This window comes from Stenotrophomonas sp. YIM B13575, from assembly GCF_042787595.1.
In the GTDB taxonomy this organism is placed as follows: domain Bacteria; phylum Pseudomonadota; class Gammaproteobacteria; order Xanthomonadales; family Xanthomonadaceae; genus Stenotrophomonas; species Stenotrophomonas lactitubi_B.
The window spans coordinates 56,341-74,331 of the sequence record NZ_JBHZOP010000050.1; the positions used below are offsets into that span (position 1 = coordinate 56,341).

Consider the following 17,991-nt stretch of genomic DNA (forward strand, 5'->3'; position numbering starts at 1 on the left):
CATGGCCCACGTCGAAACCTCGCGCGCCGGCAATGCGCATGGTTCCACCAAGTCCTACCTGATCGGCTTCGTGCTGTGCGCGCTGCTGACGGTGGTGCCGTTCGCGCTGGTGATGAACCCGGTGCTGTCGCGGCCGGTCACGCTGTTCCTGCTGGTCGGCTTCGCCGTCGCCCAGATCCTGGTGCAGCTGGTGTACTTCCTGCACATGGACCGCAAGTCCGAAGGTGGCTGGAACCTCGCCAGCTTCGTGTTCACTCTGGTGATCCTGTTCATCGTGGTCGCATTGTCGATCTGGATCATCTGGAGCATGCACTACCACATGATGATCAACTGACCGTGGCCGGGGCGATCGGCAAGGAGTGCGCGATCGCCCTGGCACCTCAGCCCTCTCTCCCCCCAGGGCAGGCCTGACCGAGACCGCGCCCACCTCGTGTTGGTGGTACCCGTGATGCGTGTTGCTTCCGTTGTTCGTTCCCTCCGCCTGCCGCTGCTTGCCGCAGGCCTGGCACTCGGCCTGCTGGCCGGCTGCAGCGCGCAGTCGCGCATGGATTTCTATTCCAAGGACATCGCCTGCGAGGAGCTCGGCCAGCACTGGACCATGCCCGACAGCGCCGGCACCCTGCGTGGCCCGAAGGACCTGCAGGGGCAGGTGACCTACCTGTTCTTCGGCTTCACCAGCTGCCCCGACGTGTGCCCGACCACCATGGTCGAACTGAGCCAGGTCAAGCACCTGATGGGCAAGGATGCCGACCAGTTGCAGGTGGTGTTCGTCAGCGTGGACCCGGCGCGCGATACCCCCGAAGTCGCACACACCTACGTGCACGCGTTCGACCCGAAGGCGATCGCGCTGGTGGGCGATGAGGCGCAGCTCTCTGCAATGGCCAGCGACTTCAAGGCGTTCTACGAGAAAGAGCCCGGCCAGCTGCCGGACACCTACACGATGAGCCACATCGCCGGCGGCTACGTGTTCGACCGACAGGGCCGCCTGCGCCTGTTCGCCCCCTATGGCATGCCGGTGGAACAGCTGTTCTCGGACGTGCAGCGGCTGTTGCTGGAGCCGGAACATCCGGCCGCCGGCAGCGAAGCACTGGCCGCGTGCAAGCTGCCGCACAACACCAGCCTCGCCGCCCGCTGAGCGACGCATCCGCTCCGGTGGGTGATGCCTGCTCCGGTGGGTGTCGACCTTGGTCGACACGATGTTCGCTCTGGCAGGTGTCGACCTTGGTCGACACGCGGTGAATGAATCTGGTGGGTGCCGACATCGGGATTCTGCTGTGTGCCGGCATCGCGAATCTGGTGGGTGCCGACCGTTGGTCGGCACGCCCTCCCGCTCGCCAATCCCCCGGCCGGCCAGGAGAGCCAACCGACCGGGGGCACCACGCAACGCCCTAGATCACTTCTTCTCTTCCCACTGCACCACGTCCGGCTCGGCCGCCTTGACGCCCGCGGTCGACAGCAGCCGGGTGCTCGCATCCAGCGCCGCGTTCACCGACGGGTACTCCACGATGGCCAGGCCTGCGGCCTTGGAGACCTTCACCACGGTGCCACCAGTGGCCTTCGCCGCGCGCTGTGCAGACGCCGCATCGGTAAAGAACACCTTCACCCGTGAGGTCGCCACCACCGGCGCACCATCATTGGATACCGCCGCCGCGAACTTGCCGGCACCGGCATCAGCACCGCCTGCTGCTGCACCATCCAGCGAACGCTTGCTGCGCGTGCTGGTCGTGGTCGCCGCGGCCTGCGGGGTGATCGTGAACTGACCGCCTGCGGCCTGCTTCACGGTGGTCGAAGGAGACAGCTGGAAACGCGCGCCGCCCACATCGAACGAACGGCCGGTGGCGGAGGCTTTCAGTTCCTGCGCATCCACGGTGGACAGGCTCCTGGCCGGTGGGGTCTGCCCCGAGCTCTGTGCCCAGGCAGGGGAGGTCATCGCCGCGAAGGCGAGCGTGCTCAACAGAATGGTCGTCTTCATCATCAGTGCCCCAGAACGCGGATCTTGAAGAATTCGAGGTTGCCGCGCGATGCAGCGTTCGCGGCCTGCCCCATGTCGGTTACTTCCAGCGTCCAGGTGCCGGTGGCGCTTTCATCCAGGAAGGCATTGCTGGACAGCAGATCCCAGTTGGTGAAGTTGCGCTGCACGCCACCCGTACCCGAGCCGATGGCGGTGAACGCCGGCTGCACCACGCTGCGCGTGCCACTGGGCGAAACCAGCACGAACTGCAGCTGGCGGGTGTTGCTGTGGTTGACCCGGAAGCCCAGCTGCACCGACTCGATGTTGCGTGCGCCATTGGCCACCTGGAAGGTCAACCGCGCGGCAGCGTTGGTGGTGTTGCCGATGGCAACGGTGCGCGTGGTGGTGCGCCAGCCGGTGTCCAGCAGCGGCCCCAGCGACTGGAAGGTCTCGGCGACCTGCACCGCACGCGCCGCATTGACCACACCGAAGCCGTACCAGTTGCTGTACGCGCGGTTGGCAGCGTTCACCGTCCAGCCCGGCACCAGCGTGCGACCGTCGGCCAGCGTCACTGCCGGCTGGTTCGGGTGGTTGCGGGTAGCGGTGGTGGCCAGGATGTACTTCACATCGCGGTAGGACAGGTTCGGATTCGCTTCCAGCACCAGCGCCGCCACGCCCGATACCATCGGCGCCGACGCCGACGTACCGTTCATCTTCGCGGTGTAGTTGCAGGTGCTGTCGATCGCCGACAGGTTGCTGTCCAGCGTGTTCTGGCGGTTGGTGTTCTTGTTGCTGCCCTGGGTGCAGCCGGTCACGTCGGTGGTGACGATGGCCGGATCGTACGCACGTGCCACCAGGTTCGGCGCGTACTGCGCCTGCAGGCCATACTCGCCGCCAAAGGCCGACACCCACAGTGCCGAACCGGTGGACGAGTACGACGAGCGCACGCCGTCGGCGCGCACTGCACCCACGGTGATCACGTTGAACAGGTTGTTGCGCGGATCGCGGCCGGCCGGCACGCAGCCCGTGTTGCGGTTCTTGGTATCGGTCGTGCAGACGTCCTGGGTCTGGCTGATCGAGGCGTTGTTGAAGTTGTTGCCGGCCGACTTCACGTAGATGCCGCCGCGGCCACCGCGGGTACCCGACAGTGCCTGCTCGTACGAACTCACCGTGTTCTGGCTGTAGGCCACGGGCAGGTTGGGGTTGCCCGGGCCCGCGCCCCAGCTGTTGTTGAACACCTGCACATCGGCCGACTCGGCGCCATCCCACCAGGCGTATTCGATGTTGCTCTGCTGGTTGCCCTGCGCATTGGAGGCCAGCACGTTGAAGCCCTTCAGCGTCGCCGCCGGGGCTACGCCACGCACGCCCAGGTTGTTGGCGCCCACGGCACCGGCGATGCCGCCCACCATCGTGCCGTGGTTGTCGGCATCGGGATTGGACGGGGTGGGATTGTTGGAGCCATTGGCGAAGTTCTTGCCGGCCACCGCCGCCACGTTCGCGGCCAGATCCGGGTGGGCGATCTGCAGGCCGTCATCGACAATGCCGATCACCACGCCCTGGCCGCGGATACCATTGCGGAACAGGCCATCGACATTGAGATCGTTGCCGGCCACCGGCAGCGTATCGGCCGGCACCGTCTGCCCGGTATTGAGCAGATGCCACTGGATACCCGCCAGCGGGTCGGCCTGTTGCGCCTGGGCGGTAAGGGCCAGGCTGCCCAGTACCAGGGCAGTGGCCAGGGCCAGGCGCGCAGAGCGCGGTGGCGCGGAGCGTTGCGTGTGTCGCTTCATACACGAATCCTTCTGTTGTGAATCGGCATGGCAGGACGGCGGGGCGGATCTGCCCCATCGCAACGAGCCAAACGCGACACAACGAACAACCCCCTACCTCTTCACGCAGCCAATGTGCTGATGTGCCAAATGCGTCACAAACACTTATGCCGGCTGGTAATGACGACTGCGCCGGTCAGGCCTGAGTTTCGGTAGATGCCAACCTTGGTTGGCACACCCCCGCCATGCCACCATGCCTGCAGCCCCCTGAGGACAGCGGATGACACGCCCCAATGCCCGCGCCCGTGCCGATCTGGCCCCGCTCACCGTGGCCACCATCCGCAAGGTGGTGCTGTCGATGTATCACCGCCGCCACGACTACTGGACCGACGCCGACATCGCCGAGCTGCTGCCGGAGCTCAGCGCATTCAACATCACCACGGTGAAGCAGCTGCGCCTGCTGATGAAGCGGCACCGCCGTGCGCTGCTGCGGGAGGAGAGGGCGAAGATGCCACGGGCGCAGACGCTGGACCTGCTGGCCGAGGGCGGCTGGCGTGGCATCGATGTACACGCCAACACCAGCTGGTACGCGATTGGCGGCCTGGTCCGCATCAGCATGGAACACGAATTCGGCTTCGAGATCATGCTGCCGTTCCATGAGATACGCGACGCTGCCATGCAGCCAGATGCGGAGGCGCAGACGTGAAGACCCTGGCGTGGCTGTTGGCGCTGGCAGCCATGCTTTACGTGGGGGGATGCTCGGCCACTTCCGTCCTGACCGATCGCGGCATCGCTTCCCTGCAGCCCGGGGACCGTCGTGAGGCGGTCATCGATGCACTGGGCGCACCCGATGTCACCGAGCCGCGTGGACAACCGTTTTCCCGCTATGCCAGCACGCCATGCAGCGGCACCTGCGTGGAACGGCTGTGGTACGAAAATCCATTCCTGCCCCATATCGAGGCGTGGTCGGTGGAGCTGGATGGCACTGGCCACGTCATGCGGACTTCGCATTGGGCATCGCCATAGTGTCGAGGCCACCCGATACCCGGATCATCGCACCCCCTCCCGCCCCCCTGTGCTACTACAGCCCGTGCAGCCCTTCCCCGTACGGAGCACGATCATGGTCAACCCTGTCGCCCAGGCCCACCGCGGCCTCGGCACTACACTCTTCAGCCTGTTGAACCCGATACCGTTCGGCTTTTTCGTGGCCGGCCTCATCTTCGACATCCTCTACCTCAACACCGCCGAGGTGATGTGGGGCAAATCGGCCGCGTGGCTGATCACGTTCGGCCTGCTGATCGCCATCCTGCCGCGCCTGATCAACCTGTTCGCGGTCTGGCGCCGCAACGGCACCGCCACCGGCACTGACCGCCTCGATTTCCTGCTCAACCTGGTCGCCATCGTGCTGGCCATCTGGAACGCCTTCGTGCACAGCCGCGACGCCTATGCGGCGGCGGTACCGGGTACCCTCCTGTCCGCGCTGACGGTGGCACTGATCGCGCTCGGTTTCATCCTGCTTTCGCTGCAGCAGCCGGTGCTGCAAGGAGCCCGTCATGGCTAAGCGCATCCTGCCCGTCGTGGGCGTGCTCTCGCTGGCATTGGCGCTGGCCGCCTGTGCCGGCAAAGCCGAGTACCACCCGGCCGATCAATCCGGTGCGCAACCACCGCTGCCTGCGCCGCAGAACTACCTGATGCCACCGATGCAGGTGCCCAAGGGCGTGGGCTGGGCCGAGGGCCAGTCACCGTCGGTAGCCGATGGCCTGAAGATCGAGCGCATCGCCGCCAACCTGCAGCATCCGCGCCGGCTGCTGTCGCTGCCCAACGGCGATGTGCTGGTGGTGGAAGGCAATGGCCCCGGCGAAGAGCCGGTCACCACGCCCAAGCAATGGATCGCCGGCAAGGTGAAGGCGCGCTCGGGCAAGGCCGGCAAGGGCGGCAACCGGGTCACCCTGCTGCGGCGCACGCCGGGTACCAACGCCTGGACCCAGCACGTCTATATCGAAAACCTGCACTCGCCATTCGGTATCCAGCTGATCGGCGACACGCTGTACGTGGCCAACACCGGCAATATCATGAAGTACCACTACGTGCCCGGCGAAACCCGCATGTCCGACAAGGGCAGCGAGTTCACCGACCTGCCCAGCACCATCAACCACCACTGGACCAAGGAACTGCTGGCCAGCCGCGATGGCAGCAAGCTGTACGTGGGCGTGGGTTCCAACAGCAACATCACCGAGAACGGCCTGGCCGTCGAGTACCGCCGCGCGGTGGTGCTGGAAGTGGACGTGGCCACCAGCGGCAGCCGCATCTACGCCTCGGGCCTGCGCAACCCCACCGGCCTGGACTGGGAGCCGAGCACCGGCAAGCTGTGGGCGGTGGTGAACGAGCGCGATGAGATCGGTGCCGACCTGGTGCCGGACTACCTCACCTCGGTGCAGGAGCATGGCTTCTACGGCTGGCCCTACAGCTACTACGGCCAGCACGTGGACGAGCGCGTGCAGCCGCAGCGGCCGGACCTGGTGGCCAAGGCAATTCGCCCGGACTTCGCCATCGGCTCGCACGTGGCACCGCTGGGCCTGCTGTTCTACACCGGCCAGGCGTTGCCGGCGAAGTACCACGGCGGTGCCTTCATCGGCGAGCACGGCAGCTGGGACCGCTCGCCGTTGAGCGGCTACGAAGTGGTGTACGTGCCGTTCAAGGACGGCAAGCCGGCCGGCCGCCCGGAAGCGGTGGTGAGCGGGTTTGCGTCCAAGGATGAGAAGACGCTGATGGGCGCGCCGGTCGGCATGGCCATCGATGCCGAAGGCGCGTTGCTGGTCGCCGACGATGTGGGCGACGTGGTGTGGCGGGTGTCGGCGAAGTAGCCGACCGTCCGCACTTCGCAGGCTTTCTGTAGAGCCGAGCCCATGCTCGGCTGACGTGCGCAGCGCGGGGTTTCCACGCCCAGATGGAAGAGCAGCCGAGCATGGGCTCGGCTCTACAGCGCTGATGACCCGCTGCGGAAGCCACTGAACACCGACTCGGCCGCAAAGCCCACACCGCCCAGCAGCACACCGAAGTACACCACCGACGCCACCACGAAGCCGTAGCCGGCCGCCACCGCAGCGCCATCACGCTGGATGAAGCCGATCGCAAATGACATCAGCGCCAGCGCCGGCAGCGTGTTGCTGAAAGGAATCGGTCCGGCCGGCAGCATCAGCAGGATCGTCGCGAACACCAGCGCCAGGTTGTTCAGCCGCATCATCTTCTTCGAGCGCACCATCGCTGCCAGCCGCATCGGCCGCGACAGCCGCTCCATCCGATGCACCCATTTCAGGGCACGGCCCAGGTTGGCCTTCAGCTTGTCGGTGGCGATCTGCTTGTCGGCCAATCGCTGCGGCACCCACAACGGACGGTCGCGCACGCGGCTCAGGCCGATCAGCAGGATGGACGCACCGAATACCGTGCTCAGCCCGGGAATCGATACCGGAATCAGGAAGATCGCCGACAGCAGGATCACCACCAGCATCAGGCCTTCGTCGCCCAGTGCGTGCAGCAGGGTGCCGACACGGATGTGGTCGCCGGGCAGGCCGTCGATCAGGTCTTCAATCTGTTGGGCAAGCGGGGCGGTGTCGCTGGCGTCTGGCGCTTGGTAGGTCATGCGTCGAAAGAGTGTCCAGGGAAGGGCGGTCGATAGGGCCGTCCTGCGGTGGGGGACGCACAGGACCCATGAGTATCCCCGGCCAGCGCCGCGCGGAGGTGAACGATGCATGAGGTCGGCGTTGTGCGGCGGCCTGGCCTAAAATGGGCATCCCCCGCACTGGTTGAAGATGATGGACATGGGTCGCAGGCAATCGACCATCGAACTGGTCGCCATCGATATGGATGGCACCCTGCTGGACCCCGCCCACAAGCTCACCCCGCGCGTGAAACAGGCCATCGCCGAGGCGCGCGCGCTGGGCGTGCACATCGTGCTGACCAGTGGCCGCCCGGTTCCCGGCCTGGCGCCGTTCCTGCAGGAACTCGGCATCGAGGGCGACGACGATTACTGCATTGCCTGCAACGGTGGCCTGGTGCAGCGCATCGGCCCGCGCGAGACGGTGGTCGAGTATCCACTCAGCTTCGACGATTTCGTGTACTGCGAACAGGTCGCCCGCGAGATCGGCGTGCATTTCCAGGCGCTGGACGCGCAGCGCATGTACACGCCCAACCGGGACATCAGCATCTACACCGTGGCCGACTCCCATCTCTCGCGCATGCCACTGTCGTACCGCCGCGTGGCCGACATGGACCCGGGCATGTCCTTCATCAAGCTGATGATGATCGACGAACCAGAGGTGCTGGACGCTGCCATCGCGCGCCTGCCGGCTGCGCTGACCGAGCGCTTCGCGGTGCTGAAGAGCGCGCCGTTCTTCCTGGAAGTGTTCGACCGCCGCGCCGGCAAGGGGCCGAGCCTGCAGAAGCTGGCCGAACACCTGGGCATCGACCGCGCAAACGTGATGGCCATCGGCGACCAGGAAAACGATCTGACCATGCTGCAGTACGCCGGCACCAGCGTGGCGATGGGCAATGCCATCGATGCGGTGAAGGCGACCGCGCGTTTCGAGACCGCGACCAACGCCGATGAAGGCGTGGCCAAGGCGATTGAGCGGCATGTGCTTGCATGACCCAGGGCCATCCGCAACGGACGCTCCCTGCAGGAGCGCCCTCCGGTTGCATGCGTTTGCAGCGTTAATGCGCGCCGATGCGCCACTCGTGGAGTGAACCCAGTGGCTGCAAAGGCTCGGAGTAGTCTGCTTGCCTTTTCAGACCTGCGGCCAGGTACGCCGATGCGATGCCACTGCTGTCACCAAACCATACATCCAGCAGTGTGGCCCCGTCGTTCACAGTGAAAAGCGGGTGGTAGAAATCCTTGTTTTCCATGTAATCCAGCGGAACCCGGAAGCTGAAATGACAATCAGGATCTGAGCGCACGGCGTCGAGATGGACGGTTTCTTCTGGTCGATAATTCAGATTATAGCTATCCACCAGCTTGATGAACGCATCCGCCCTGTCGTTCTCCGAAAGGAATCCAGGGAAGGAAAATTCCTCGGATGCAAGAACGGCAAGCGCGTGTTCAAGAAGCTCGCCTGTTCTTTCAACTTTCGGCTTATCTGCCCCGAAGCGAATCGCGGCATCGTCCCGCATATCCTTGTCGGGATGCGTCTCGGCCATCTCCGAAAGGCGGTCCAGATACGAGGATACGATGGAAAAATCAACGTCTCCTGCGCCGCTACGCAATGCCAGGAGCGCGTTTCTGATGCCATGTAAGCTGGTATTACAACGGTACTCGACCTGATCATTGCTATCCAGACCGATATCAACGTGGACGCTCAGCGTGGCTTTCAGGTGCGGGGGCTGCGGAGCCGGTTGCGAGGCTGTGCTGCCTTTACGTCCCTCAACATGGCCACATGCCTTGAGGAAGTCGAGATGAGAGGCTTCCACTGCGCCGCGCTCGCGGACGCCTGCGAGCAGTCGTACCGCCCGGGCGTGAGCTTCTTCCGGATGCTCGACAAGGCTGCGAATCAAGCACGCAAAGGCAGCTACTTGTTCTTGGACGGCAGCTTCGCTGGTATGGCCCAGGAAAGAAAGCGATTCAAGGTTGGAGATCTGCCCTGACTCTTGCACGAATCGATAAAAGCCCGAGTTCTCCGCAACGATCAGCGGCACGCAGCAGCACATCGCCTCCCACGCCACGAGGCCGAAACCCTCATGGACCGAAGGCATGAGAACCAGGCTCGCATTCTTGACGACCGACAGCATCTGCCGGCGAGAATCGACGAACTCGAGGCATTTGACCGGAACCTCGTAGCCCGCCTCCTCATTGATCATCGTCTTGAACTCGCCGATCTGGGGCGAGTTGCGATCGAAACCGTATATGTCAACAGTGGCGTCACGCATGCGCGCACCGGGGGCGCGAAGCGCGCGTCCGATGGCCCTTGCAGCCAACGCTGCCTGCTTGACCGCGTCGTTGCCATCCTCAATCCGGCCGGAGTACAGAATTCGAGGTGCGGTTCGAGCATTGGCAGCCGGTTCAATCGATAGAAGCGGTGGCAGCAACAACTTGGGTGGCTTCATCGAAGACGATGCCCGCTGCATGTCTTTCAGGCTGTCCACAAGTATCGGGCCAATGCCGAAGCACTGATCAGCCTTTGGAAAGAGATCATTCTGTCGATTCTCTTTGCCAAGAGCGTTCTGCGAGTCGCGCATCAATGCGCTGTACCTTCCATATGCCATGTGATGCAGCAGGATGGTTCTTGCTCCGATCCGCTTTCCAATCTCCAAGGCAAGTTCACCGGTCACGACATCATGCCCAACCACTGCATCCACCTGCCCATGGGCCGCCAGCTTTCCAACCGCAAGATCTGCGTCATCAGCGACTCCCAGGAATTCCTCACCCGAGCTTCTCAGCGCAACCGCCGTGGCAGTCGATGCCAAGTCTGGGTCAACGCATGCATTACTTGGAACAAGGCAGAGCAGATGCAGTCCTGCCGTAGGGGAAATTGCTGAAAGAAGCTCGGCATTCAGCACGTTGATGCCGCCGAGATTGGCGCGTAGATGGCTTGCTACAAATACGATCGTTGTCATTCCGTGACCCTCGCCAGTGCTGCGTTTTGATGATTGACGCGCTGCCGTCGAATTTGACTTCCCATGACGTGCAGCCCTGCATGGGGCTATCGGCCGGGGCGGGCGCAACTTGAGGCGGCTTGGAGCCGAATCTATACATGGGTATACGTTCGATATGCCAGATGCCATATGTGATGTACCACCGCGCGATGGCGAAAGCGGGAATCCAGTGCAAGAATTCCGCACGTCGAAATCACCCCGCCGCATCACCCGGAAGATCACCGCTTCCATCCGCTGCTGACCGGCGCGCACGGCGCCGTCATTCCTTCAACGCAATCGCCGCCAGCCAGCGCGCCGCATACCGGCGCTGCATCGCGCTGGGCGTGCGCCTGCGCCACCTTCCCCCATGCATCCTGGATACTGGCCATGAACACTCCACCTACGCTTCTTGCCCTGACGATCGGCACCGCCCTCGTTGCACCGCTGCACGCCGCCGAGTCGACCGACGCTGCCCACGAAACGCCCACCACCCTGAACGCGCTGCAGGTCGTCGCTACGCCGCGCGGTGCCGCTGGCACGCCCACCCAGGTGGTCGGCCCGAACCGCTACGTCATCAACGCCACCGACCTCGATGCGATGGTGTCGGGCAACAACGGCCTGTCGATGTTGAAGAACGTGCCGGGCGCCAGCTACACCGCCACCGACGGTCTCGGCCTGGACATCTCCGCCACCAGCCTGTTCGTGCGCGGTTTCCGCATGAATGAAATGGGCATCACCTTCGAAGGCGTGCCGCTGAACGACAACGGCTTCCTCTCGCTTACCGGCACCAGCGTGGTCAACGTCGGTGTGCCTGATGGCATCGGCTCGATCACGGTCAGCCCGGGCGGCGCGCCGGTCAGCGTGTTCTCCAGCAGCGTCAACGGCGGCAGCCTCGAGTACCGTCTGGCCGAGCTGCAGGACACGCCCAGCCTGCGCATCAAGCAGGGCGTGGGCAGCAACAACACGCTGGTCACCACGGTCTCGGGCCAGAGCGGCCAACTGGGCGAGCACGGCCCGAAGCTGCTGGTCGACCTGCAGCGGGTGTCGGCCGACAAGTACCAGGGCGCGGGCACGCAGAAGTTCCTGCGCGGCGATCTCAAGGCCCAGCAGGATGTGGCGTGGGGTGACTTCACCGTGTTCCTGTCCGACAGCAAGGCCGCGGTGTGGGGCTACAACAACATCTCCTTCGACATGATCCGCAAGCTCGGCTGGAAGGCCGACAGCTTCTATCCGGACTATGCGTGGGCGTACTACGTAGCCTCGCCGGAGAACGCCGACAAATCCTGCGGCGCCTACACCTGCGGTGAGCTGTCCGAGCTGATTCCGTACGACACCGGCCAGGTGACCCGCGACCGCGTCGCGTCGATCAACCACCGTTTCCAGATCACGCCCGCGCTCAGTGGCAACGTGCAGCTGTACAACGCCAACAGCCACACCCAGGCCACCCTGACCGACCCGACCGTGCCGTCACCCAACGGCGCGCCCTTCTCCGAACAGGTGCAGACGCCCCGGCTCAACCGCTTGGGTGGCATGTTCAACCTGCAGTTCGAGGCCGGTGCGCACACCATCACCACCGGCTTCTGGCAGGAGAAGAGCAAGGCGGCCGCGAAGACCGAGTGGTACCAGCAGCCGCTGCTGGGCGAAGGCAAGCCCCTGAAGGCCACCGGGCCGTTCGATGTGTACGGCCCGGCGTTCCAGACCGACAACGCGTCGAGCTGGGTGACCCGTTCACGGCAGTTCTACCTGCATGACAACTACGCCGTCACCGACACGCTGGTGCTGGGGCTGGGCTTCAAGGCGGTGGACTTCAGCACCACCGGCGGTGGTATCGGCGATGCTCCGGAGCGCCCGGTATCCGGCACGCTGCGCGCCAAGAGCAACTTCCTGCCGCATGTGTCGCTGTACTGGAGCCCGACAGAAAAGACCGATGCCTTCATCGACCTGGCCAACACCATGAACGGCTATCGCGTGGCCCAGCGCGGCAACATCGGCTATACCGCGTCGGCCTGGACCATCACCGACCAGGAAGAGTTCGACCGCGTGGCCGGCACCCTGCGGCCGGAGAAGAACTGGAACCTGACCCTCGGTGCCAGCCATCGCTTCGACCGGCTGACGGTGACGGCGGACGTGTTCTACAACGACATCCGCAACCGGCTGCTGTCGGCCGCCATAGGCACCCAGTTCGCGCAGATCAACACCGTGCGGCTGATGCCGAAGATGCACGTGATCGGCGCCGACCTCGGCATCACCGCCGACCTCACCGATCACCTGCAGTTCTACCAGGGCATCGCACTGGCGCGCTCGTACTACGACAGCGATTTCGTGGTGGGCGATACCGTGTACCCGATCAAGGGCAACGCACAGCCGGGCTATCCGCAGCTGTCGCTGGTCAGCGACCTGTCCGCGCACTTTGGCGGTTGGCGTTTCGGCGCCACCAGCACCTCGTACCTGCGCCAGCCCTTCACCTATGAAAACGACATCCGCGTGCCGACGTTCTGGCAGGTCAACGCATACACCGCCTACAAGCTGGGGCCGGACAGCCTGCTGCCGGGGCTGGAGCTGCGGCTGGACGTCAGCAACCTGTTCAACCGCAACAACATCGGCACCGCCACCATCGCCGGTTCGTCGTTCTCGGGCGACTACCAGACCCTGCAGCGCAGCGCCCCGCGGCAGGTGATGCTGAGCACGTCGATGTCGTTCTGAGATACGGAACGGGGTCGGATCCCTTGATACGGAACGGGGTCGGATCCCTTTGCCATGCAAAGGGCTCCGACCCCATCCACTGTTTGCACGATCTGCACTGATTTCGTGGCACCAGCGCAAGGTTCCCACAATGTTGCTGGGTCATCCTGTAGGCATGGCACAGCAGAACCCCCGTTTCCCTCCGGTCCGCAGGCGCGCCCATGGACGTCCGCGTCCGGTGCCGTTCGCGGCACCGGCGGTCGACCTAGAAGCCGAGTACCAGTTCTGGCAGGTCTATGACCGCGTGGTCCGCCCCCTGCCCGGGGGCGGCTTCCGCCTGGCCTGGCTGGTGCTGCAGACCGTGTACCGGGCGCGGGCGCGCCATCCCGACGACACCCACAAGCGCGCGCTGTCACGCGTGCTGTTCGGCGGGAACATGACCGCCGACCGCGCCGCCGAGCTGGAGGAGCTCTACGCGCTCGTCAGCCGCCGGCTGGCAGCGGTGGCGGTACGCGGCCAGGATCCCCTCCGCATGATGGGATCCTGATCCGTCCCGCATCACCCACCACGCGCGCCACCGCCCCCGTCAGCTGACCTTGCAGGGCATGCAGATCCGTCCTACCCCACCAGCACCGGCGCGCAGGTCAGGGTCGAAGAATTCCTCCTGGCTGCGGATCTGCCCGCAGCGGCTGCAGACCTTCTTTTCCTTCGACTCCAGCCCCTGCACCTGCTCGATCACCTGATCGACCGCTGCCGAGCGGATCTCCGTACCGGCCACTTCAATCAGGCGGTAGAGCCGGTCGGACAGCGTCTGCACGGGGTCGCTGCCGAGGTTGAAGCGGTTGATGCGCAGGAAGCGATAGCCGTAGCTCTCCAGCGTCAGCTGGCGCTCGACGTCGGCCTCCACCAGATAGCGCTCGTGGTTGCCCACATGCACCGGCTTGTCGCGGCGGAAATGGAACTCGAAGCCGTCGTACTCGATCACGATCTGCAGTGCGCCGCGCACGGTCTGCACGGTCACCAGGAAATCCACGCGCCACGCCGGATGCTGGTAGGTCGGGTCAAGCTGGCGCAGGTAGTCGCCCACCGGGAACTGCGGAATGATCTCGACAGCATCGCCATGTGCGAGTACGAACGGCGTCTGCTGCAGCCACTGCAGCACCTTCGATTCCATCGGGCTGCGCGCGTCGGTCTGCGCGGCGTCGGGCGCGGGGCGTTCCAGTTGGCTGGCGTAGTAACGCAGCGCATTGCCGATTGCGCCGCGGAACGCATCGACCGGCATCGAATGGACGAACCAGATCGCCTCCTGCGCACGGGAGAAGCCGACATTCAGGCGCTGCACCTTCAGCTTGTCCTCCACCGCATCCACCGCGCCAGTCAGGCTGATCGGGAAGATGTAGTTCAAGGCATCCTGGCCGGCGGTCGCCACCATCGAATAGAAGATCAGCCCGCGTTCCTCGCCCTGGCAGGAGTCGACCGTCATCACCTTCAGCCGAAGCCGCTCTTCGAACTCGCGGCCGCGCGGATGGTTGAACAACGCCTTGGACAACAGCGTCTGCTGCTCGCGGAACGGCGTGATGATGCCCACCGTGGGCGGTGCCTCCGTATCCAGCAGCTCGACCAGGCGCTCGGCGATGAACGCCGCTTCCGCGTCGTTGGTGCTGCGGCTGGTACGGTGCCCGCTGGCATCGACCTGGCTGAAGCGGATCACTTCCTGCAGCGGCCGGCTGCGGATCTTCAGCGCCTGCAGCTGGTGGTTGTAGAAGGTGGAGGACGAGAACCCGATCAGTTCCGCATAGCTGCGGAAATGCTTGCGCAGCATCACCGAGTACGAGGCCGAGAGCGAGCAGAACTCCAGCACCGAGCGCTTCACATCGAACATGGCCAGGCGTTCCAGCACGTCGGCCTGCTGGCTGACGTTGGCGCGGAAGTAGTTGACCAGGTCCGAGCGGTACTTGTCGTTCAGCGCGATGCTGGCGTTGGCCGCCTTGACGTTGGAGAACTGCTTGGAGTCGCCCAGCACCACCACCTTGCGCGCACGCAGCAGCGCCGGCAGCGCCTGCGCCACCGAGACCTGCGAGCCTTCATCGATCACCAGCACGTCGAACAGGTCCGGCGCCAGCGGCATGTACTCGCCGAACTCGCGGATGCTGGCGATCATCACCGGGAACGACTCGCGCACGCTCTCGAACTTGTCCACCGGGAATTTCTGCCGGTTGGCGATCACCCCTGCCAGCGCGCGGGCGTCGGCACGGTGATGGTCCATGAAGCTGATCAGGCGCCCATCCACGTGTGCATTCATCACCGAGGTGTTCAGGCGTTCCAGCTTGGTCTTGGTGCCGACATAGTCGTACTGCGGCGCGTCGACGAAGGCCTTGCGCGTGGCCATCCAGCCCTGCAGGAAGCGCAGGGTCAGCGCCCACAGCGCCGGGTCGTCCTTCGGCTCGGCCAGCAGGGTCTCGACGATGGCCGGATTGAGCCGTGCCAGCAGGGTCATTGCCTGCCGTGCAACCGCCGCACCCGGTCCCGGCGCGGCGCCGTGGGCGATCTGCCGGTAGCTGGCCGGCAGCTGTGCGCCCAGGCCTTCGGCCTCCAGCTTCATCCGCAGCGCGTTTGCGCCCTGCACGATGGCCTGCAGCGCCGCTGCATCGTGCTTGAGCAGCAGCGGCCGGGTGGTGCCCAGCTGGTTGAGCTGCAGCTCCAGCCCGCGCACGGCATTGCCGCGCAGCAGATAGCCCAGCACCGGCATTTTCAGCTGCTGGTACTGCAGCAGCAGCGTGCCCAGCAGCCGTACCTGGTCGGCATCCAACGACTCGAACAGCTCCCAGCCGTCAACCGGTCGGTCGGCAAGGAAGGCCGTTGTCACTGCATCGCGACGGATGCGCTCGTCCAGCGACGCCGGGGTGTAGTCAGTGCTGCCGAACAGGTCGGCCAGATAGGTTTCAAGCACGTCGGCCTGTGCGGTCACCGCTTCCAGCTCGGCCAGCACGTTGGCATCCATCACCGCATGCACCTGCTGCAACACCGCAGGCGCGCGTTCGCCCAGTTCCGCTTCCTGCTCGTGCATGGCCTTCACGGCGGCAAGCGAGACACGCCCCAGCGTCTGCACAGTGCTTGAAATGGCCTGCCGCAGGGTCTGCGCGGTGTCCTGGCGCTCGCTCTCAAGGGCGGGCTGGTTGGCCTTCATGGCCTTGGCGAAGGCCGAAATCTGGCTGATGGTGCCGGTGGAGGTCAGGCGCTTGAAGTTGGCTGCCTGCTGGCCTAGCCGCAGGATCGGGTTGGGGAAATCACGATCGTGGCGAACCCGGCTCATCGCATCGGACAGCTTGTCGTACACCACGTCCAGCGCTTCGGTCTTGTCCGACAGCACCAGGCAGCTCTTCTTGTTGAACGCACAGTCGGCGGCAATGGCGGTGATGGTGTGCGACTTGCCGGTGCCGGGCGGGCCTTCGACCACCACGATCCGCCCCTGCGGCTCGCGCACGGCCAGCAGGATCTTGCGCTGTTCCTCGTTCAGCGGGATGGGCGAATCGAACACCATGCGCTCCACCAGCGGCAGCGCATCCCAGGCCGATTCCACCCGTTCCCCGATCGGCTCGGGGTTGCGCATCAGCACGCCTTCCACCATGCCGTGGAACAGATCCACCAGCTTCGACCCACCATTGCGGGCCTGGTCGATGATCTCCTCGAAATCATTCAGCAGCGCTTCGTCGGCGCGCTCGAATGCAGCCAGGTGCAGGGCAGGCGACAGCGCCACGGTGGCGGTGGACGCCTCGCTGGCGGACGAGGACAGCGAGACTTCACCGCCCAGATCCACCGCATTGGCCACCTGGCGGAACAGAGATGCCGCCACTTCAAACAGGCTTTGTGCCGGGTCGAGGTACTGGATGCGCTCCTGGATCGGCGATACCCACTCGCGCGCCATGCCCACCGCCAGCTCCTGCAGCACGAAGTCGATCGCACGGCGGTTGGCGAACAGACGGTTGCTGAGCGTCAGGGTGTAACCGGACCCATCCTTGGCCCGCACCACGTCCAGCGGCAGGTAGAACACCGGGTACTGCACGCCCGCGTACTTGAGCGTGCCCACGTAGAGATACAGCTGCAGGCCGTCACCGGTGGCGACATAGGTTTCCAGGTCGCGGAACTCATGAAAGGCGTCCGCCGCCACGAAGTTCTCGAAGAAGGCCATCAGCGCGCTGATCGTGCCGTCGCGGGTCAACTGGTGCTCGCAGGCCTGCTGCAGCGGCAGCTCATCACCGGTGGCCAGCTGGCGTGCCAGCACTTCCGGCAGCGTCTGGTACAGATCGACAACGGAACGGGTGACCAGGTCCGATTCCGCCGCGTGCAGCGAATCCATCACCCAGTACGCCTGGCCCTGCAGCGGGCCGGCCAGATGCGCGATCAGCGGCCGCACGACCTGAACGCACATCGCATCCACCAGGCTGCCCTGCACCGATTCCACCCAGGCTTCCGGGTCTTCCAGTGCACCGGCCATGCTGGCGCGCGCCTTGTCGAGCACGGCCACGCGCACCGTGGCGATGGCGGTCTCGCTGATGGCGTTGACCTGCTCTTCGACAATCCGGCGCAGCGTCGCGCTGATGGGCCGGGTATAGCTGCGCGGGCCGATGGTGAACGACAGCTCCTCGCCGGAGGGCCGGCTGAGCAGCTTCCACAGCTCCTTGTCCAACGCCGGGTAGGGCGCGGTGCGCATGCCCGCGCGGAAGCCGGAATCGCTGGTGAGCACGATGCGGCGCCGCGGGGCCTGCGCGCGCTTGAAATCGGACTCGAGGAAATCGCGGAAGTACTGCGAGATCCGCACCGCGATTTCGCGCATCTTCGTTTCACCCAGTGGCCCGCCGCCGGTTGCCGCAGGTGTCAGCGGAGCGGATGCATTGGAGGTCGGCAGGTGCGGCGGCTGGGGAGTGCTCATGAATGGCTGGGCGGGCACCTGGCGAGGCAGGCACC

At 65.0% G+C, this 17,991-nt stretch carries 14 protein-coding genes; 9 read left to right on the top strand and 5 right to left on the bottom strand.

Features of this window, described 5'->3' with window-relative positions; translation table 11 throughout:
- The first annotated feature begins 1 nt into the window (after position 1).
- A complete protein-coding gene (gene cyoD, locus ACFX4F_RS09525) occupies positions 2–334 on the top strand; it encodes a cytochrome o ubiquinol oxidase subunit IV (RefSeq protein WP_025877422.1) in 333 nt (110 codons plus the stop codon).
- A 114-nt stretch (positions 335–448) separates the two neighbouring features.
- The gene (locus ACFX4F_RS09530; protein ID WP_100553895.1) at positions 449–1,135 is read left to right on the top strand and encodes an SCO family protein; all 687 of its coding nucleotides are present in this window, start codon (positions 449–451) and stop codon (positions 1,133–1,135) included.
- A gap of 258 nt (positions 1,136–1,393) precedes the next feature.
- Here ACFX4F_RS09530 and ACFX4F_RS09535 read toward each other — a convergent pair whose 3' ends face one another.
- Together ACFX4F_RS09535 and ACFX4F_RS09540 are read right to left on the bottom strand one after the other, a co-directional pair.
- Complete coding sequence (locus tag ACFX4F_RS09535) at positions 1,394–1,975, bottom strand: DNA breaking-rejoining protein (protein ID WP_100462107.1); 582 nt, start codon at positions 1,973–1,975, stop codon at positions 1,394–1,396.
- Positions 1,975–3,741 carry a S8 family serine peptidase gene (locus tag ACFX4F_RS09540; RefSeq protein WP_236508940.1) on the bottom strand — a complete coding sequence of 589 codons (1,767 nt, stop codon included), beginning with the start codon at positions 3,739–3,741 and terminating at the stop codon, positions 1,975–1,977. Before ACFX4F_RS09540 ends, ACFX4F_RS09535 begins: the two co-directional genes overlap by 1 nt.
- A 259-nt stretch (positions 3,742–4,000) precedes the next feature.
- On the opposite strand from ACFX4F_RS09540, the gene ACFX4F_RS09545 reads away from it, so the two are divergent.
- The 4 genes from ACFX4F_RS09545 to ACFX4F_RS09560 all read left to right on the top strand — a co-directional run bounded on the left by ACFX4F_RS09545 (position 4,001) and on the right by ACFX4F_RS09560 (position 6,584).
- A complete protein-coding gene (locus tag ACFX4F_RS09545; RefSeq protein ID WP_380654548.1) occupies positions 4,001–4,426 on the top strand; it encodes a hypothetical protein in 426 nt (141 codons plus the stop codon).
- Positions 4,423–4,746 (top strand): hypothetical protein, encoded by a 324-nt coding sequence (locus tag ACFX4F_RS09550; protein WP_380654551.1) that lies wholly within the window; start codon positions 4,423–4,425, stop codon positions 4,744–4,746. Before ACFX4F_RS09545 ends, ACFX4F_RS09550 begins: the two co-directional genes overlap by 4 nt.
- 94 nt (positions 4,747–4,840) lie before the next feature.
- Complete coding sequence (locus ACFX4F_RS09555; RefSeq protein WP_089237509.1) at positions 4,841–5,281, top strand: DUF2231 domain-containing protein; 441 nt, start codon at positions 4,841–4,843, stop codon at positions 5,279–5,281.
- A complete protein-coding gene (locus ACFX4F_RS09560; RefSeq protein WP_380654558.1) occupies positions 5,274–6,584 on the top strand; it encodes a PQQ-dependent sugar dehydrogenase in 1,311 nt (436 codons plus the stop codon). The genes ACFX4F_RS09555 and ACFX4F_RS09560 overlap by 8 nt, the downstream gene beginning before the upstream one ends.
- A 113-nt stretch (positions 6,585–6,697) precedes the next feature.
- Here the strand turns inward: ACFX4F_RS09560 and ACFX4F_RS09565 are convergent, their stop codons facing one another.
- Positions 6,698–7,360 (bottom strand): exopolysaccharide biosynthesis protein, encoded by a 663-nt coding sequence (locus ACFX4F_RS09565; protein ID WP_099819757.1) that lies wholly within the window; start codon positions 7,358–7,360, stop codon positions 6,698–6,700.
- 172 nt (positions 7,361–7,532) lie between these two features.
- Here ACFX4F_RS09565 and yidA point away from each other — a divergent pair, with 172 nt between their 5' ends.
- Entirely contained in the window at positions 7,533–8,366 is an 834-nt protein-coding gene (yidA, locus tag ACFX4F_RS09570) for a sugar-phosphatase (RefSeq protein WP_380654561.1), read from the top strand.
- A 64-nt stretch (positions 8,367–8,430) separates the two neighbouring features.
- On the opposite strand, the gene ACFX4F_RS09575 is transcribed toward yidA, so the two are convergent.
- Positions 8,431–10,326, bottom strand: coding sequence for a glycosyltransferase (locus ACFX4F_RS09575; RefSeq protein ID WP_380654564.1), 1,896 nt, complete (start codon positions 10,324–10,326; stop codon positions 8,431–8,433).
- Positions 10,327–10,731: 405 nt separating this feature from the next.
- Here ACFX4F_RS09575 and ACFX4F_RS09580 point away from each other — a divergent pair, with 405 nt between their 5' ends.
- The gene (locus tag ACFX4F_RS09580; RefSeq protein ID WP_380654567.1) at positions 10,732–13,047 is read left to right on the top strand and encodes a TonB-dependent receptor; all 2,316 of its coding nucleotides are present in this window, start codon (positions 10,732–10,734) and stop codon (positions 13,045–13,047) included.
- 217 nt (positions 13,048–13,264) lie between these two features.
- Entirely contained in the window at positions 13,265–13,573 is a 309-nt protein-coding gene (locus tag ACFX4F_RS09585) for a hypothetical protein (protein ID WP_380654570.1), read from the top strand.
- Between the two features lie 39 nt (positions 13,574–13,612).
- Here the strand turns inward: ACFX4F_RS09585 and ACFX4F_RS09590 are convergent, their stop codons facing one another.
- Positions 13,613–17,956, bottom strand: a complete 4,344-nt coding sequence (locus tag ACFX4F_RS09590) for an AAA domain-containing protein (protein ID WP_380654573.1) — start codon at positions 17,954–17,956, stop codon at positions 13,613–13,615.
- Positions 17,957–17,991 lie beyond the last annotated feature (35 nt).

Excerpts from the sequence above, each read along its gene's own strand:
- cyoD (WP_025877422.1), top strand. The coding sequence starts at position 2 with ATGGCCCACGTCGAAACCTCGCGCGCCGGCAATGCGCATGGTTCCACC.
- ACFX4F_RS09530 (WP_100553895.1), top strand. The coding sequence starts at position 449 with ATGCGTGTTGCTTCCGTTGTTCGTTCCCTCCGCCTGCCGCTGCTTGCC.
- ACFX4F_RS09535 (WP_100462107.1), bottom strand. The coding sequence starts at position 1,975 with ATGATGAAGACGACCATTCTGTTGAGCACGCTCGCCTTCGCGGCGATG.
- ACFX4F_RS09540 (WP_236508940.1), bottom strand. The coding sequence starts at position 3,741 with ATGAAGCGACACACGCAACGCTCCGCGCCACCGCGCTCTGCGCGCCTG.
- ACFX4F_RS09545 (WP_380654548.1), top strand. The coding sequence starts at position 4,001 with ATGACACGCCCCAATGCCCGCGCCCGTGCCGATCTGGCCCCGCTCACC.
- ACFX4F_RS09555 (WP_089237509.1), top strand. The coding sequence starts at position 4,841 with ATGGTCAACCCTGTCGCCCAGGCCCACCGCGGCCTCGGCACTACACTC.
- ACFX4F_RS09560 (WP_380654558.1), top strand. The coding sequence starts at position 5,274 with ATGGCTAAGCGCATCCTGCCCGTCGTGGGCGTGCTCTCGCTGGCATTG.
- ACFX4F_RS09565 (WP_099819757.1), bottom strand. The coding sequence starts at position 7,360 with ATGACCTACCAAGCGCCAGACGCCAGCGACACCGCCCCGCTTGCCCAA.
- yidA (WP_380654561.1), top strand. The coding sequence starts at position 7,533 with ATGGACATGGGTCGCAGGCAATCGACCATCGAACTGGTCGCCATCGAT.
- ACFX4F_RS09575 (WP_380654564.1), bottom strand. The coding sequence starts at position 10,326 with ATGACAACGATCGTATTTGTAGCAAGCCATCTACGCGCCAATCTCGGC.
- ACFX4F_RS09580 (WP_380654567.1), top strand. The coding sequence starts at position 10,732 with ATGAACACTCCACCTACGCTTCTTGCCCTGACGATCGGCACCGCCCTC.
- ACFX4F_RS09590 (WP_380654573.1), bottom strand. The coding sequence starts at position 17,956 with ATGAGCACTCCCCAGCCGCCGCACCTGCCGACCTCCAATGCATCCGCT.